Origin of the sequence: Saccharopolyspora sp. ASAGF58 (assembly GCF_012277335.1) — a bacterium.
GTDB classification, from domain to species: domain Bacteria; phylum Actinomycetota; class Actinomycetes; order Mycobacteriales; family Pseudonocardiaceae; genus Saccharopolyspora; species Saccharopolyspora hattusasensis.
Map to the genome: position 1 here is coordinate 3335437 of NZ_CP040605.1, position 13018 is coordinate 3348454.

Annotated in this window: 17 protein-coding genes; 4 read left to right on the forward strand and 13 right to left on the reverse strand. The window is 66.5% G+C overall.

Annotated features, from left to right (window positions below; genetic code table 11):
- Positions 1–235 precede the first annotated feature (235 nt).
- From FDZ84_RS15870 to FDZ84_RS15885, 4 genes are all read right to left on the reverse strand, one after another.
- Complete coding sequence (locus FDZ84_RS15870) at positions 236–523, reverse strand: tyrosine-type recombinase/integrase (RefSeq protein ID WP_168586543.1); 288 nt, start codon at positions 521–523, stop codon at positions 236–238.
- Positions 524–821: 298 nt separating this feature from the next.
- On the reverse strand, positions 822–1061 hold the full coding sequence (locus FDZ84_RS15875; RefSeq protein WP_168586544.1) for a helix-turn-helix transcriptional regulator: 240 nt from the start codon (positions 1059–1061) through the stop codon (positions 822–824).
- A gap of 17 nt (positions 1062–1078) precedes the next feature.
- A complete protein-coding gene (locus FDZ84_RS15880) occupies positions 1079–1915 on the reverse strand; it encodes an ABC transporter permease (protein ID WP_168586545.1) in 837 nt (278 codons plus the stop codon).
- Entirely contained in the window at positions 1912–2886 is a 975-nt protein-coding gene (locus tag FDZ84_RS15885) for an ABC transporter ATP-binding protein (protein ID WP_168586546.1), read from the reverse strand. Before FDZ84_RS15885 ends, FDZ84_RS15880 begins: the two co-directional genes overlap by 4 nt.
- A gap of 588 nt (positions 2887–3474) precedes the next feature.
- On the opposite strand from FDZ84_RS15885, the gene FDZ84_RS15890 reads away from it, so the two are divergent.
- A complete protein-coding gene (locus tag FDZ84_RS15890) occupies positions 3475–3975 on the forward strand; it encodes a hypothetical protein (protein WP_168586547.1) in 501 nt (166 codons plus the stop codon).
- A gap of 320 nt (positions 3976–4295) precedes the next feature.
- On the opposite strand, the gene FDZ84_RS15895 is transcribed toward FDZ84_RS15890, so the two are convergent.
- Positions 4296–5765 carry a S10 family peptidase gene (locus FDZ84_RS15895; protein WP_168586548.1) on the reverse strand — a complete coding sequence of 490 codons (1470 nt, stop codon included), beginning with the start codon at positions 5763–5765 and terminating at the stop codon, positions 4296–4298.
- A 124-nt stretch (positions 5766–5889) separates the two neighbouring features.
- Between FDZ84_RS15895 and FDZ84_RS15900 the strand changes: the two genes are divergently transcribed.
- The 3 genes from FDZ84_RS15900 to FDZ84_RS15910 are packed head-to-tail and all read left to right on the forward strand — an operon-like array spanning position 5890 to position 7199.
- Positions 5890–6609: a uracil-DNA glycosylase gene (locus FDZ84_RS15900; protein ID WP_168590093.1), complete on the forward strand. Its 720-nt coding sequence runs from the start codon at positions 5890–5892 to the stop codon at positions 6607–6609.
- A gap of 18 nt (positions 6610–6627) precedes the next feature.
- Positions 6628–6825: a ribbon-helix-helix protein, CopG family gene (locus FDZ84_RS40000; RefSeq protein ID WP_168590094.1), complete on the forward strand. Its 198-nt coding sequence runs from the start codon at positions 6628–6630 to the stop codon at positions 6823–6825.
- Positions 6822–7199, forward strand: coding sequence for a type II toxin-antitoxin system death-on-curing family toxin (locus tag FDZ84_RS15910; protein WP_168586549.1), 378 nt, complete (start codon positions 6822–6824; stop codon positions 7197–7199). The genes FDZ84_RS40000 and FDZ84_RS15910 overlap by 4 nt, the downstream gene beginning before the upstream one ends.
- Positions 7200–7930: 731 nt before the next feature.
- On the opposite strand, the gene FDZ84_RS15920 is transcribed toward FDZ84_RS15910, so the two are convergent.
- The 8 genes from FDZ84_RS15920 to FDZ84_RS15955 form a co-directional block, all read right to left on the reverse strand.
- Positions 7931–8521 carry a hypothetical protein gene (locus tag FDZ84_RS15920; protein ID WP_168586550.1) on the reverse strand — a complete coding sequence of 197 codons (591 nt, stop codon included), beginning with the start codon at positions 8519–8521 and terminating at the stop codon, positions 7931–7933.
- A 249-nt stretch (positions 8522–8770) separates the two neighbouring features.
- Positions 8771–8956, reverse strand: coding sequence for a hypothetical protein (locus FDZ84_RS15925; protein WP_168586551.1), 186 nt, complete (start codon positions 8954–8956; stop codon positions 8771–8773).
- Entirely contained in the window at positions 8953–9264 is a 312-nt protein-coding gene (locus FDZ84_RS15930; RefSeq protein ID WP_168586552.1) for a hypothetical protein, read from the reverse strand. Before FDZ84_RS15930 ends, FDZ84_RS15925 begins: the two co-directional genes overlap by 4 nt.
- A 17-nt stretch (positions 9265–9281) precedes the next feature.
- A complete protein-coding gene (locus FDZ84_RS15935; RefSeq protein ID WP_168586553.1) occupies positions 9282–9968 on the reverse strand; it encodes a hypothetical protein in 687 nt (228 codons plus the stop codon).
- A 94-nt stretch (positions 9969–10062) separates the two neighbouring features.
- A complete protein-coding gene (locus FDZ84_RS15940; RefSeq protein WP_168586554.1) occupies positions 10063–11037 on the reverse strand; it encodes a site-specific integrase in 975 nt (324 codons plus the stop codon).
- 132 nt (positions 11038–11169) lie between these two features.
- The gene (locus tag FDZ84_RS15945; RefSeq protein WP_168586555.1) at positions 11170–11505 is read right to left on the reverse strand and encodes a hypothetical protein; all 336 of its coding nucleotides are present in this window, start codon (positions 11503–11505) and stop codon (positions 11170–11172) included.
- Positions 11506–11782: 277 nt separating this feature from the next.
- Positions 11783–12115 carry a hypothetical protein gene (locus tag FDZ84_RS15950; protein WP_168586556.1) on the reverse strand — a complete coding sequence of 111 codons (333 nt, stop codon included), beginning with the start codon at positions 12113–12115 and terminating at the stop codon, positions 11783–11785.
- Positions 12116–12375: 260 nt separating this feature from the next.
- Positions 12376–12930: a hypothetical protein gene (locus FDZ84_RS15955; protein WP_168586557.1), complete on the reverse strand. Its 555-nt coding sequence runs from the start codon at positions 12928–12930 to the stop codon at positions 12376–12378.
- Between the last annotated feature and the right edge of the window lie 88 nt (positions 12931–13018).

The window sequence follows — 13018 nt, forward strand, 5'->3', positions numbered from 1 at the left end:
TGTCGGCGCAAACGCGCTCGGTCGCGATGGCGTTACTGGGCGCTACGGTGCTCTTCGCGAGCGCGGCCGACGCGTCCTCGAACGGCACTTCTTTATCCATTTTGGACAGACGGCTGGATCGGCTGCCCCACGGCGGCGGCGGTCCTTTCAAGACGAAGGGGCCATCTGGGAGCGTATGCGCTCTGACCAGCGGTTTTATGGTTTGTGGATCTTGTCGGGCCGTGTGGAGGCCGTATCAGGCTGCAAGCGGATCGTTGGCCGTGAGTAGGGCCGTGAAGTCGTCGTTCGCGGCCCGTGCCCGGTTGTGGGACGAGGGCAGCATGTGTGTGTAGACGCGGAGCGTGAAGCCCGGGACTTTGTGGCCGAGGTACTCGGCTAGCTCCCGGATGGTGACCCCGCCAGCGAGCATGGTGGAAGCGAAGGTGTGGCGGAGTGCGTGCATGCCGTCAATGCGGGTGCGGTAGTCCAGTCCGGCCGTGGTGAACGCGGGACGCCAGATCTTCGGTAGTTCTTGCTTTCCCATGCCAGCCCCGGGCCAGGGGTCGAAAACCCTGCCGCCTCACGGCACCTACAGCAGATATCAAGCCCACAAGTGTAGATGCGCCCAATGCAGAAGAGAGGAACACGCCAGATACAGGGGGAGACAAGACAACGAAAGTCGCAGATGGAAGTCCCGGCCGGCAAACACGGGACCATCTACGCCTACAACGAATACGGCTGTAGGTGTGAGCAATGCTGCCAGATCCCGCCAAGTGCCTGATACGAAGGGCATCTTTGCCGAGCAAGTCGGCAAAGATGCCCTGCACGCCTCTTCGGATCGGTCAGGCGGAGCGTTCGCCGCTGCCGATGCGGGGGAACGGGTGGATGGAGAACACCACCTCGACCGGGACCTCGAAGTGCTCCGCTATGCGCAGCGCCAGGTGCAGGCTCGGGCTGTACTCGCCGCGCTCCAGGTAGCCGATCGTCTGGTAGTGCACGCCGAGCGCCTCGGAGAGCTGCCGGCGGGAGATCCCGCGTTCGGCCCGCAGCATCGCGATGCGGTTGTAGATCGTCTCGCTCATGGTCCCCTCCGCCGGCGTCACCGCACGCGCTGCATGGCCTTCTCGCGCCGCGCGGCCACGCTCGACCCCGACTCGCGCCGCGCCATCCGGCGCAGCACCACCGGGGCCACCACCAGGCCGACCACGGCCCACAGGCCGAGCACCCCGACAGTCTCCAGGTGCCGCCAGGACTCGCCGATCTCGGCCGCCGCCATCCCGTCCGGCAGCAGCGCCGACCGCATGCCGAGCCCGAGCCAGTACATCGGGAAGACCTGCGCGATCCACTGCAACCACTCCGGGTACCCGGTGATCGGGTAGAAGATCCCGGAGATCGCGATCAGCCCCATCATCGGCAGCATGATCAGGCCCAGACTCCGCGGGTTGGCGAACAGCGAGCCGATGATCGCGCCGATCGGCATCGTCGCGACGAGCCCCAGCACCAGCACCCAAACCAGCGTCAGCCAGGTGTCGACACCGGTGGCCAGGCCGTCGAACAGCACCAGGCCGGGCACCAGCAGGATCACCAGGCTGACCAGCGACATGCACCCGATCAGCGTGATCTTGCCGATCAGGTAGCCGAACATCCCGTCCGGGGTGGCCTTGGCGCGCAGCAGGGTGCCGTCCTCGCGCTCGACCGTCAGCTGTTGCGCGATGGTGATCAGCCCGGAGAACCCGATGCCCATGCCGAGCGCGCCGGGCAGCGTCATCGCGCCCAGCGAGAAACCGGCCACTGTGGACCCGCGCTGGAACGACATCACGACCAGCAGGATCACGGTGGGGAACAGGTAGCCCCACAGGTCCTGCGGGGTGGTCAGGGTCTGGCGGAACTCGATCCAACCGCGCTGCAGGCCGGCGCGTGCGGCGTTGGCCTTCACCGGTTGACCTCCTCGGCGTTGAAGGGCAGCGCGGCGTCGTCACCGTGCCCGGATTCGTGCGCGCGCACCATCGCCATGTAGGTGTCCTCCAGGGTGGCCCGGCGCACCTCCAGTTCGGTGATTTCGTCGCCGTGCTGCGCGAACAGGTCCCGGACGAACTTGGTGGCGTCGGCGGCCGAGTGCACGTAGCGCTGGCCGTCGCGGGTCCACTTGACCTCCGACTCGGCGGCCACCTGCCGGGACAGCTCGTCGGCGGAGCCGTCGGCGACGATCCGGCCGCCGGCCAGGATCAGGATGCGGTCGGCCAGCTTCTCCGCCTCGTCCAGGTCGTGCGTGGTCAGCAGGATGCCGGTGTTGTCGTCGGCGAGCCGGTGCACGAGGTCGTGGAACTCCCGGCGGGCCTGCGGGTCGAAGCCGACCGTGGGCTCGTCCAGGAACAGCAGTTCCGGGCGGCCGACGATGCCGATCGCGACGTCGAGCCGGCGGCGCTGACCGCCGGAGAGCTGCCCGGCCCGCTTGTTCGCGTGCTCGGTCAGGCCGACCGCCGCGATGAGTTCGTCGACGTCCCAGGGCCGGGTGATCTGCGCCGTGGAGTACGGCGAGTAGTAGGTCCCCAGGTGTGTCAGAAGCTCCCGGACGCGCCACTTGCTGTGGTCGCGCCATGACTGCAGCACGACGCCGAGCCGGGCCCGCCAGTTTTCGTCGCCGCGCGCCGGGTCGGTGCCGAGGACTTGGACATCACCGCCGGAGCGCATCCGGAAGCCTTCCAGGACCTCGATCGTCGTGGTCTTGCCCGCCCCGTTCGGCCCCAGCAGCGCCACCACCTCGCCCCGGCGCGTGGTGAAGTCGACGCCCTTGAGGACGTCGGTCGTGCCGTACCGCATCCGCAGGTCGCGGACGTCGAGCGCGGCGTCATCGTCGGGTAACCGCACCGGCGGCAGTGGTGCCGCCGATTCGTTCGCGACTGTCATAACCCCGTTGCCTTCCATAGCAAGGATAGGTCTGCTTGTAGCAGAGATGCTACATGCAGACCGATCAAATGCATCGGACGGAGCGGAGGTTGTGCCCGAGTTTCGGACAATTGGGATGAATCCGAACGGGTGGTTGGGCGGGCTGGATTCGCCGCCGCCGTCGGTGAATCCACGCGGTGTCGCCTTGGGTGGAATCGTTTTCGTATTTTTCGGGTGATGTTCCGGGCTGGTCTCCGGATTTGTTTATGGCGCACGGATTCAATTGATCTTTTGTAATTGATCGAATCTGGCTCGCCGCGCGTCGCGAAAAAGGGTGGAATGTGCCTCGAAAAGGCCTCTTACATCGTGTTGAGTTGGGAAAATGTCGATCCTCGTGCCGTTCACCGATCCGTGGTTGCGATTTTCGAATGCGGTGTCACCGCATGAGGTGAGCCCTGTTGTTCCGAGTTGCCGACCTTTGTGCCGATGGCGATACGGTATTCCGTGCGAGGCTGACGGAGAAGTGTTGGAACCGGTTCGCCTCGTCCGAATTGGTCGGCGCGGAACTCGGCGCCGCAAGTCCCGGTTCTCTTGGAAGGAAGTGCTTTGATGCGTACTGCGAAGCGCGTGCTGACGGTTGCCGCTGTGAGCCTCCCGATGCTGCTCGGAGCGACGGCCGTGGCGATGGCCGACGGCCACCACGATGGCTCCCCGACGCAGGTGCAGAACCAGGACGAAGTCCAGGTGAGCAAGCCGACGAACACGAACGTTTCGCCCTCGACCGTGGTCCAGATCGGCGGTCACAAGCAGGTCGCGAACACCGGCTCGACTCAGACCAACAACGCCGACCAGGACCAGGACGGCGACTGGGACGGCAACGCCCAGGCGCAGCTGGTCAAGGACGACGGGTCCCCGACGCAGGTGCAGAACCAGAACGAGATCCAGGTGAGCAAGCCGACGAACACGAACGTTTCGCCCTCGACGGTCGTCCAGATCGGCGGCAAGGAGCAGATCGCCAACACCGGCTCGAACCAGACCAACAACGCCAACCAGACCCAGGCCGGGGACTGGCAGGACAACACCCAGGCCCAGGTGGTCGGCAAGCACTGATTTCCGCGCCAGCAGGCCCCGCTCCCGTTCGCCAGGAGCGGGGCCTGCTGGTGGTTCCAGCCCACTGCGGCGCCGCAGCACCGTGCGAGACGGCCCTGCGGGCGGCCGCGATCAGCGTCTCGGCGGTGGCCCGGTCCAGCGGCTCGCCGGTGATCAGCCAGTGGTAGGCCAGCGGCCCGAACCGCAGGTCCCGGCTGGTTTCCGCGGTGATCACTCGGTTCGCGAGTAAGTTCCGGCGATCCGCGGAGCTGACCAGCTGACCAGCTGACCAGCTGACCAGCTGATCAGATGTGCGCGAGGGCCGCTGTTCGGGGGATCCGCTACACGCGTTGTGCCACGAACTCCGCCAGGTCGGCGGACTGCTGGATCCGGGACTCCTCGTGGACGTACATCATGTGGCCTGCGGGGTAGTAGCGGACGTCGACGTTCTCCCGCAGCCGCTCCGGAATCGGCAGCTGCGCCAGCACGTGCTCGGCCGCGAAGTACGGGGTCGCGCCGTCGGTGTAGCCGCAGCCGACGTGGATCCGCAGGTGCTGGTTGGCCTGGAACGCCGCACCGAGCTTGTCCACAACGGACACGCTCGCGCCCTCGAACTCCTTGTAGGACCAGGGCTGCACCCGGCTGGACAGCGTCTCGTACGGCAGGTCGCTGGCGTAGTCGAGCTCTTCGCGCAGGTAGTGGTTGATCGCCGCCGCGTAGGCGCCGCGGATGCCGGAGATGCTCGGGTCGTCGCTGAAGTGCTCCCCGGCGGCATCCGGCTCCCAGCCGGTGAACCGGCCGTCCATCCGGCCGACCGTCGCCCGCTGGTCGCGCAGCAACTCGGTGAAGAACCGGATGTGTTCGATGCGCAGGTTGGCGCGGTCGACATATTCCTCGGACAGCCCGGACAACGCGGCGACCCGCCGAACGATGTCCTCGCGCTCGGACGAGCTCAACCGCGCGCCGCGAGCCAGCGCCCACGGGTAGTCCTCGGCGGCGAACTTCTCCGCCTCGTCCAGGACCTCGCGCAGCGGCCGGTCGCCGTGCTTGCCGTGGTAGTGCGCGATCGCCGCGTACGTCGGCAGGAACAGCGAGTACGGCAGGTCGTTACCTTCGGTGAACCGGATCGTGCCCATGTCCAGCACCGAGGAGATCAGCAGCAGGCCGTTCGGGTAGAGCCCGTGCCGCGACTGCAGGTGCTCGGCGAGCGCGGCGGCGCGCAGCGTGCCGTAGGACTCGCCGGCGAGGTACTTCGGCGACATCCAGCGGCCGTTGCGGGTGGTCCACAGCCGGATGACCTCGGCGATCGACTCGATGTCCCGCTGGTAGCCGTGGAAATCGCCCGGCGTGCCGCCCTCGACCGCCCGCGAGTACCCGGTGGACACCGGGTCGATGAACACCAGATCGCTGTGCCGCAGCAGGGTTTCCGGGTTGTCGACCAGTCCGTACGGCGGCGGCGCGAGATCTCCGGCGTCGCCGGAGACGACCCGGCGCGGGCCGAGCAGCCCGAGGTGCAGCCACACGCTGGAGGAGCCCGGGCCGCCGTTGAACGCGAACGTCACCGGTCTGGTGCCGGGTTCGGCGTCGGCCACGTAGGAGGTCAGGAACACCTCGGCCTTGGGCTTGTAGCCCTCGAACTTGCCGTCGGTGTGGACCTCTTCGCGCAACACGATCCGGCCGGTCGTCGCGGTGTAGGCCAGTTCCGCGCCGTCCGCGGTGATCGTGTGGTGGGTGCTGACCAGATCATCGACCGGTTCGGCCGGGGTGGTCGATTCCTTGACCTCGTCGGATTTCTCCTCGCTGGCTGCCATGCCGCCCACATTACGTGCCGTCGAACGGGTTTTCTGCCATTTTTGGGAGGTGCCCGACACGCCCTCCAGGCTGATCGCCGACCCGGTCGGCGACCCCGCCGCCGCAGCCCCGAACGCGAACCGGATCGCCGAACTCGACGAGCTGGTCACCCACTGCACCGCCTGCCCGCGGCTGGTCGAGTGGCGGGAAGAGGTGGCGCGGGTCAAGCGCGCGGCGTTCCGCGACGAGGAGTACTGGGGCCGGCCGGTGCCCGGCTTCGGCCCGCCGGACGCGGAGATCGCGATCGTCGGACTTGCCCCGGCGGCGCACGGCGGGAACCGGACGGGCCGGATCTTCACCGGCGACCGCTCCGGCGATGTGCTGTTCCAGGCGCTCTACGACGTCGGCCTGGCTTCGCAGCCGGCGGCCCGGCACATCGACGACGGTTTGACGTTGCGCCACACCAGGATCACGGCGCCGGTGCACTGCGCCCCGCCAGCCAACAAACCGACGCCGACCGAACGCGACACCTGCCGCCCGTGGCTGGTCCGCGAACTCGACCTGCTGCGCCCGACGCTGCACGCGGTCGTGGTGCTGGGTGCGTTCGGCTGGCAAGCCCTGCTCCCGGTCCTGGCGGACGCGGCCTGGGAAGTCCCCACACCCCGACCGAAGTTCGGCCACAACGCCCACGTAGAGCTCCCGCCGGCGGACGGCGGGAACCCCCTCCACCTCCTCGGCTGCTACCACGTCAGCCAGCAGAACACCTTCACGGGAAAGCTGACCCCGGAGATGTTGCGGGAGGTGTTGGAACAGGCGAAGGGGCTGGCAGGATTGCCACGACAGGCAAAGCGGTATCACTCGTGATACCATGCCTCCATGCCGATGACTCTGCGCCTTTCAGATGGCGAAGCCGAGGCTCTGCGCCGTCGCGCCGAGTATGAGCACCGCTCGATGCAGGATGTCGTGCGGCAGGCCATTCGGGAGTACGTAGAGGGCCACAGCAGAGCCGACCTGCTGGACCGGGTTCTTGACGATGAGCTGCCGCGTTACTCGGAGGCGCTGGAGCGACTCGGTCAGTGATTTACCTGACGCTGGATGAACTGATCCACGTCGCTGAGCGAACGCTGGACGGCAAGGTTGAGGTCCGAGACTACGGGTTGCTTGAGGCGGCGTTGGCGCGGCCACGCGCATCGGTGTTCGGTGGCGATGCGTATACCAGTCTCGAAGCGAAGACTGCGGCGTTGCTGCATTCCCTTGCCCGCAACCATCCTCTTGTCGACGGAAACAAACGACTGGCTTTGGCTGCGATGATTGCCTTTCTCGGTGTAAACGGAAGGCGGCTGACCTTCTCCAACGACGAGGCATATGACTTCATTATCGCTGTGGCCACTGGTGACCTGGATGATGTCTCTGCCATCGGCGACCACATCAGTCATGCGATCGAGGCGCGTTGAGCCTCCATGTTCGCTCCAGCGACTGCCAGAGGGCCGGGCGCCAATAAATACGGAACGTTGAGGCAGCAGAACACCTTCACGGGCAAGCTGGCCCCGGCGATGCTGCGCGGCGTGCTGGAACAGGCGAAGGACCTGGCGGGGATCGGATGAGCCATGACCGGGCTACGCTCGATCAGCGCCGTTACTTTTGGTTGTCCGGTCAGGGCGGCCTCGATTCGGGCGAGGCGTTCGTTGATTTGTGTCAGATCTTCGCCCTTTACCGGGTGCGTTGTCGTGCTCGTCGTAGTACGCGGCCAGCTCTTCGAGTTCTTCGGCCGGTCTGGGGAGATTTTCGGTCTTCTTCTTGGTCTGCATGGTCACACTGCGCCTTCCTCGTGAAGGTCTTCTTCTTGCTGGCGTCATGTCGCGGGCGGGCGATGTGCTCGGCGGACCACTCGCTCTCCTTCACCTGAGGCCCGTGAGTGGTTTTAGGTGCTACAGCACCTCAAACCACTCACGGGGACGAATGGCGCCGTCCCGGCCAGGGGTGGCCGAGGAACTGCTTTCGACCTCGTAGGTCGAAAGCTGCCCGGACCGGAGGGCTGCGCGAAGTCCGCGGACCTCGTCGTGCAGGAGTGCGGTGAACCGTGGCCGAATGCGGTGGTGAGCGAGCCACCCCGCTCTCGGCCTGCTCAGGACAGCGCCGGGAACGGGTGAACACCCTCGGTAGGAGGGCGTAATGGGTCCGGCGTCTACTCGGTGTCGGCGCGGTGCTTCATCGCGCCGATCTTGGTGCCCCACATGTAGAACAAGATGATGAAGACTTCGATCTTCCCGGCGAGGTCGAGCGGCTCGATCTCGCCGGCGACGTCGTCCTCGGTCAGGTCGGCTGGGCTGGTGCTGCGTCGATCGAAGATCGCTTTCGCGATCTGGTGCTGGCGCTTGTTGACCGTCAGCGCGGGCACCAGCACGGTGATGTCGTAGTGATCCGGTAGCGGCTTGGTCACCAGCTCGGCCGGGTAGCCATCGGCCTTCATGATCTGCATCCCGGTGTTGACTAGGAAGACGATCAGCGGCTCGGCCATCCGAAAGTCGTCCATCATCACCATGAGCTCTTTCTCGGTGGCGATGTCGTCGGCAATGCTGACCTGCACGTTGATGTCGGCGTCGATCCGCCGCATCGTGTTCTCGATGTTGGTCAGCACCTGGCCCGGATCCATCATGATCCGGCCGTCCTCAACAAGGCTCGCGCGATGGTGCCCCCGATCCAGGAACTCACGCACCTCCTCCGGGGTATCGGCCGGGATCTGGAAAAGCTGATCGTCCCCACGCGACTGCACCATGCAGCACCGAACCTTTCAGTCAACTACCGATAACGGACAGTGATCTTCAGTATGCCCGGGCGCGAACGATCAGGATCGCTGCCCGCGTGGCGCGGTCATTGCCCGCAGCACTTCCAGTGCCGCGTGGCAGTCCACGAGTGCGCGGTGCCCGCCGCCCAACGCCAGCCACCGATGGGTGCGCAATCGCTGAGTGCGAACCGCCCGAACTGGCCCGGCTTCAGGGCGCGCTCGGCCACGATCGCCTCGAACTCAGCGGTGCTCGCCTTTCGCGAGCTCGAGCGTGGCGGCGCCACCGTCGAGGGCGATGATCCGGAGCGTGGCAGGGGCGCGGACGGTCGCGATGCGTCCATCCGGGGCGACGTCGAGCGCCCAACCGTGGCCGCCATCGACGCGGTCCGGCTGTTGGGCGGCGCTGGACGGGCTGGGGCAGCTCAATCGCGGGGACGGACAGTGCTGGTTACAAACCACTGAACCAGCAGCACTGCCAGATGGACGGCTGCCTCGGCCTCGGCCTTCTCACTCGGACGGTTGTCGTCGTCGGCGTGTCGTTCTGTCTCTCCCTTCAGGAGGCGGTCCAGCATCGAAGCCACAACATCGACCGAGCCCTCACCTTGAGCGACCTGGTCGGACTCCGCGAGCACGAACCGCCATCGCGGGCCATGCTTGATCAACTCGGTCCGCGCCTGGTGAACCGTCGGCTTTTTCCCTTTCTCCTTGCGGTCAGGGAAAACGACGGGCAGCACAGCGGCCTCGACTGCCTTCACTGCGGCGGAGTAGCCAGCGCTGGGATCTGGATGCTGTCCGTAGATCTCCTGCCACGCCTGCGCCGCGAAGCCAAGTTCCGGCCAGCGTCGTCTGCGCACTGGCGTGCCTGCCGCCATGCCTGCGTTGCGGTGGGGTCAACCCGCCGGTACAGGCCGCGGAATTCTCCGTCGACGTACCACGCTGAGCCACAGTCCCGGAGCAGGTCGTTCAGCTCTGCAAGCAGGTTGATCCACTCCCGGTATCGGTCTCGCTCGAACCAGATATCCGTGGGATCGTGGCGTTCTTCCCAAGCCGGGTGCAGGTTGATGATCGCATCGAGGACGGTCAGCCGGTCCAGCATCCTGGTAGATGCGACGCTCTCGTCGCCGCGAAAGAAGCGGGCGATCGCCTCCCCACTGGCGATCCGACGAAATGTGCCCGACGGCTTGGTCGGAACCGCCGCCGGCCACGTCATCCGACATCGATTGGCGACTGAGCGCGCGAGACTTTCCTGCTCTTTAAGCGCGCGGGTGACCCAGCTCTGGAGATGAACATCCAAGTGTGGGGGAACGTCCTCGTAGAGCTCCGGCTCGGGCATCTGTCCGGCGTCGCGCTCCGCGAGCGTCGGATACGGTGCCAGCGGGTCAGAGTGCGATTGCACCTCATCGGTCACGAACAGCACAGTAATGGTTTGTACCGACACTGATCTTCATCCAGAGCGACACCGGCGGCCGTCTTCCAGGAGGTCGGCCGCCTTTTGTGGGGGTCCTTTCCAGTCGGGATTGGGAAGGAGGAGCTCAGCGTGGGCCGCCGCGCTGGCTGCGGCGGCGGGCCTGCTCAACCTGGCGCTGGGCGTACTCGAGGGACGGGTTGGCGTAGCGACGGAAGCTCGCGAGGTCGCGGTGCCGGCTCTTCGCCATGACCACGGGCATCGGCACGCCGTCTTCCAGGGCGTGCGAGATGCCGGAGTGGCGCAGGTCGTGCAGGGTCCAGCCACCGCTGGCAGCCTTGAGCAGCTGCAGGGCCCGGTCGTAGGACAGCCGCTTACGGCCGTCGCCGGCGAGGTTGCCGCGCTCGATCTGCCCGGTGGCTTCGCCCTTGCCACGCCGCTCGGTGAGGAACACCGGCCCGCTGGCGCGGCCGCGGACGAGCCGGGCCAGCAGCCGGGCGGCGCCGACGTCCCACATGATCACCGCCTCGTCACCGCCCTTGCCGACGGTGCGGGCTGATCGGTTGCGCAGGTTCAGGTTCTCGACGTTGAGCTGCAGGAGTTCCTCGGCGCGGGCGTAGGACTCGTAGGCCAGCGCCCACAGCGCGCGCTCGCGCAGCCCGTGGCCGGTATCGGCGAGCAGCGCGTCGATACCGGTGCGCGGCCGGGTCCGGGGCTGGGAGGCGGCGGTGCCCGCCGGATCGATGCCGGCCATCGGGTCGGCATCACCATCGAGCAGGCCCGCGCCCTGGCAGTAGTCGACGAACTTGAGCAGGGCGGCGCGCTTGGCGTTGCGGGTGGCCACCGCGGCGGTGCCCCACCGGTCGGTGAAGGCGGTGCGCAGCCGCAGGGCGCCGTCACCGGTGGCCAGCTCGGCGACCGGCATCGCGGCGGGCAGCACCAAGCCGACGGCGGTGGTGTAGGCGCGCACGGTGTGCGCGCTGGCGTAGCGGTCGCCGGCACGGTTGATCGGAGTGGTGCGCAGGTGGGTCTCGAAGGCCCGCACCGCCTCCCCGACGGTCACGCCCGCGGGCGTCGAGCGGAGTTCGGTCACCGTGCCCACCGGCACCTCCCCGTGCTATCCGAGATAATCCGTCGCCGGATACCTCGGTGGCTGAGGTGTTGGTCCAGCTCGTGATCCAATCTATCAGAGATAATGCCCGATTATCTCGGGAACGAAGTAGCCCGTGGAGTGTCATCGTTCTGGGCCTTGTGGTTCGTCGGACTCGTTCGCCCGCAGCTCGGGCGATGGTGGGAGCGCCTTTGGCTCCGCTCGTTCCTGGCCTCGATCGCGCTGCAGTGATTGTCCGAGTGCCCGCACCGTTTCCGGTGAGCGCACCAACGCGGTTACGAACAGCATCCAGTCCCGCAGGGCCTCGTCGGGCACGGTAGGGGACTGCTCTCGAGTGGCCGGGTCTCCGCCATCGGCCGTTTTCCGGGCAAGGCGTCGGCGATGCCGAACGTGCAGGTACATGCACAGCGAGGCGGCCACGGCCGGAACGGGTAGGAACAGCAGCGCGAGAGCGGACACGACTCACCCCACGTGGGTGTCGCGATCGAACGCGCAACACGTGGCGTGTGTCGGTACAAACGTGCTCTCGCAGGGCGCTCGGTGACTTCCCCGACCCGAGCGACCCCCTGCAGAACGTCCTGCACAGCACATCTCGTTCGATCCGGCCGGGGTGCTGCCCCGTCATGGCCGGCAGGTCCTCACTGAGACGGCCTGCAGGTGCGGTCACGATCAAGAATAGCGAGCCGCCCCGAGCAGTCCACCGGGTCCTGGTGGAGTTTCCAGCCCCAACGCAAACTCACGGAGTCCACAGCACCGGCTGGATCGGGGCGTCCGCGGGAAATACAAGCCCCAGCGCGGGCTGCTCGTCCAGCAGCTTGCAGCAGCGTTTGCAGGTGACCGTCCACGACGTCGGCCGCAGTTCTCCAAGCACGCCGTGCCCGGAGAAGCCCTGCCGGCACCGCGGCGCGGGCAGCTGCAGTCCAGGCAGCCAATCCCGCCAGGTAACGCCGTGCACGACCCTGGAGTTCCCGATGGTCAGGCCGGTGCAGCCGCCGAAAGCCTCGTGAGCCGAGTCGGCGATCCGTTCGGCGTCGTCCCTGGTGTGCGGTTGGGGAAGCGGAGCGGCCATACCCGTGATCATACGTGGCTCAAAATTGCTGGTCACAGAGCTAAACGGGCTGAGATCGCCTGTGCGGTCCGAGTCTGCAAGGGGTACCTGAGGTACGGGATGCGGATTGTTCGGTGTTCTACGACGACGCCTCAGCAGGATCGGCGTTCAATCCACGGGTGACGGCGCCCCAGCGGGTCGGTGCGCGAGCTGGGCCAGGCGATGCGCGCGGACTTCCTCGGAACCATCCAGTGCGCCGACGATCACGCGGGTTGGATGGTCTAGAAGTGTCCTTCGTCATCGCAGGGGATCATCGACGCGAAGTCGTCAACACCCGACACCCGAACCGATTCCGTCGCACTGACCTGGTCGGCAGCGATCTGCGCATGATCACCGGCCGTCACGGTGCGTACGTGGATGGGTACCACCATGGGCGCGAGATGATCGAAAATCATCGCTGTCATGGCGTTGACCGCCACTGCTTCGGTTTCCTGATGGTTTGGTGGAAACCAGGTCATGACCTCGATGTCTAGGTCGGGTCCGCAGTCGTCGCGCTGGCCGTTCAACTTCACGACCCCTGCAACACGGCCATCCGCTCGGGCTACAAAGGTGATCTCCCAAGCCGGGGGAATGAACCCGAGACTGTCATCTTCGGCCATCGCTTTCAGACTCGCCCGGACCTCGCGATGCGTGGAGCCCTTTACCCGGCGGCTGTACGCCACAGGGATCGCCGCACCGGCACGATGGACGAGGACAAGATCAGCAAGCTCGTCAAGCGCCGACTCGTCCAGCTCACTCAGTTCGACGTGACCAGACCGGACCACGGTGTGGGTCATGGGGCACAACTTGGTCAACATGTGATGTCGTACCCTCCCGTAGCAGGGGCATACTTCCAGTCCCCGGACGCGTTTCGTCCCGACACCA

What these genes read in the sequence shown, in the direction of transcription:
- FDZ84_RS15870 (WP_168586543.1), bottom strand. Translation starts at nt 523, where the DNA reads ATGGGAAAGCAAGAACTACCGAAGATCTGGCGTCCCGCGTTCACCACG.
- FDZ84_RS15875 (WP_168586544.1), bottom strand. Translation starts at nt 1,061, where the DNA reads ATGAGCGAGACGATCTACAACCGCATCGCGATGCTGCGGGCCGAACGC.
- FDZ84_RS15885 (WP_168586546.1), bottom strand. Translation starts at nt 2,886, where the DNA reads ATGACAGTCGCGAACGAATCGGCGGCACCACTGCCGCCGGTGCGGTTA.
- FDZ84_RS15890 (WP_168586547.1), top strand. Translation starts at nt 3,475, where the DNA reads ATGCGTACTGCGAAGCGCGTGCTGACGGTTGCCGCTGTGAGCCTCCCG.
- FDZ84_RS15895 (WP_168586548.1), bottom strand. Translation starts at nt 5,765, where the DNA reads ATGGCAGCCAGCGAGGAGAAATCCGACGAGGTCAAGGAATCGACCACC.
- FDZ84_RS40000 (WP_168590094.1), top strand. Translation starts at nt 6,628, where the DNA reads ATGACTCTGCGCCTTTCAGATGGCGAAGCCGAGGCTCTGCGCCGTCGC.
- FDZ84_RS15920 (WP_168586550.1), bottom strand. Translation starts at nt 8,521, where the DNA reads ATGGTGCAGTCGCGTGGGGACGATCAGCTTTTCCAGATCCCGGCCGAT.
- FDZ84_RS15950 (WP_168586556.1), bottom strand. Translation starts at nt 12,115, where the DNA reads ATGGCCGCTCCGCTTCCCCAACCGCACACCAGGGACGACGCCGAACGG.
- FDZ84_RS15955 (WP_168586557.1), bottom strand. Translation starts at nt 12,930, where the DNA reads ATGACCCACACCGTGGTCCGGTCTGGTCACGTCGAACTGAGTGAGCTG.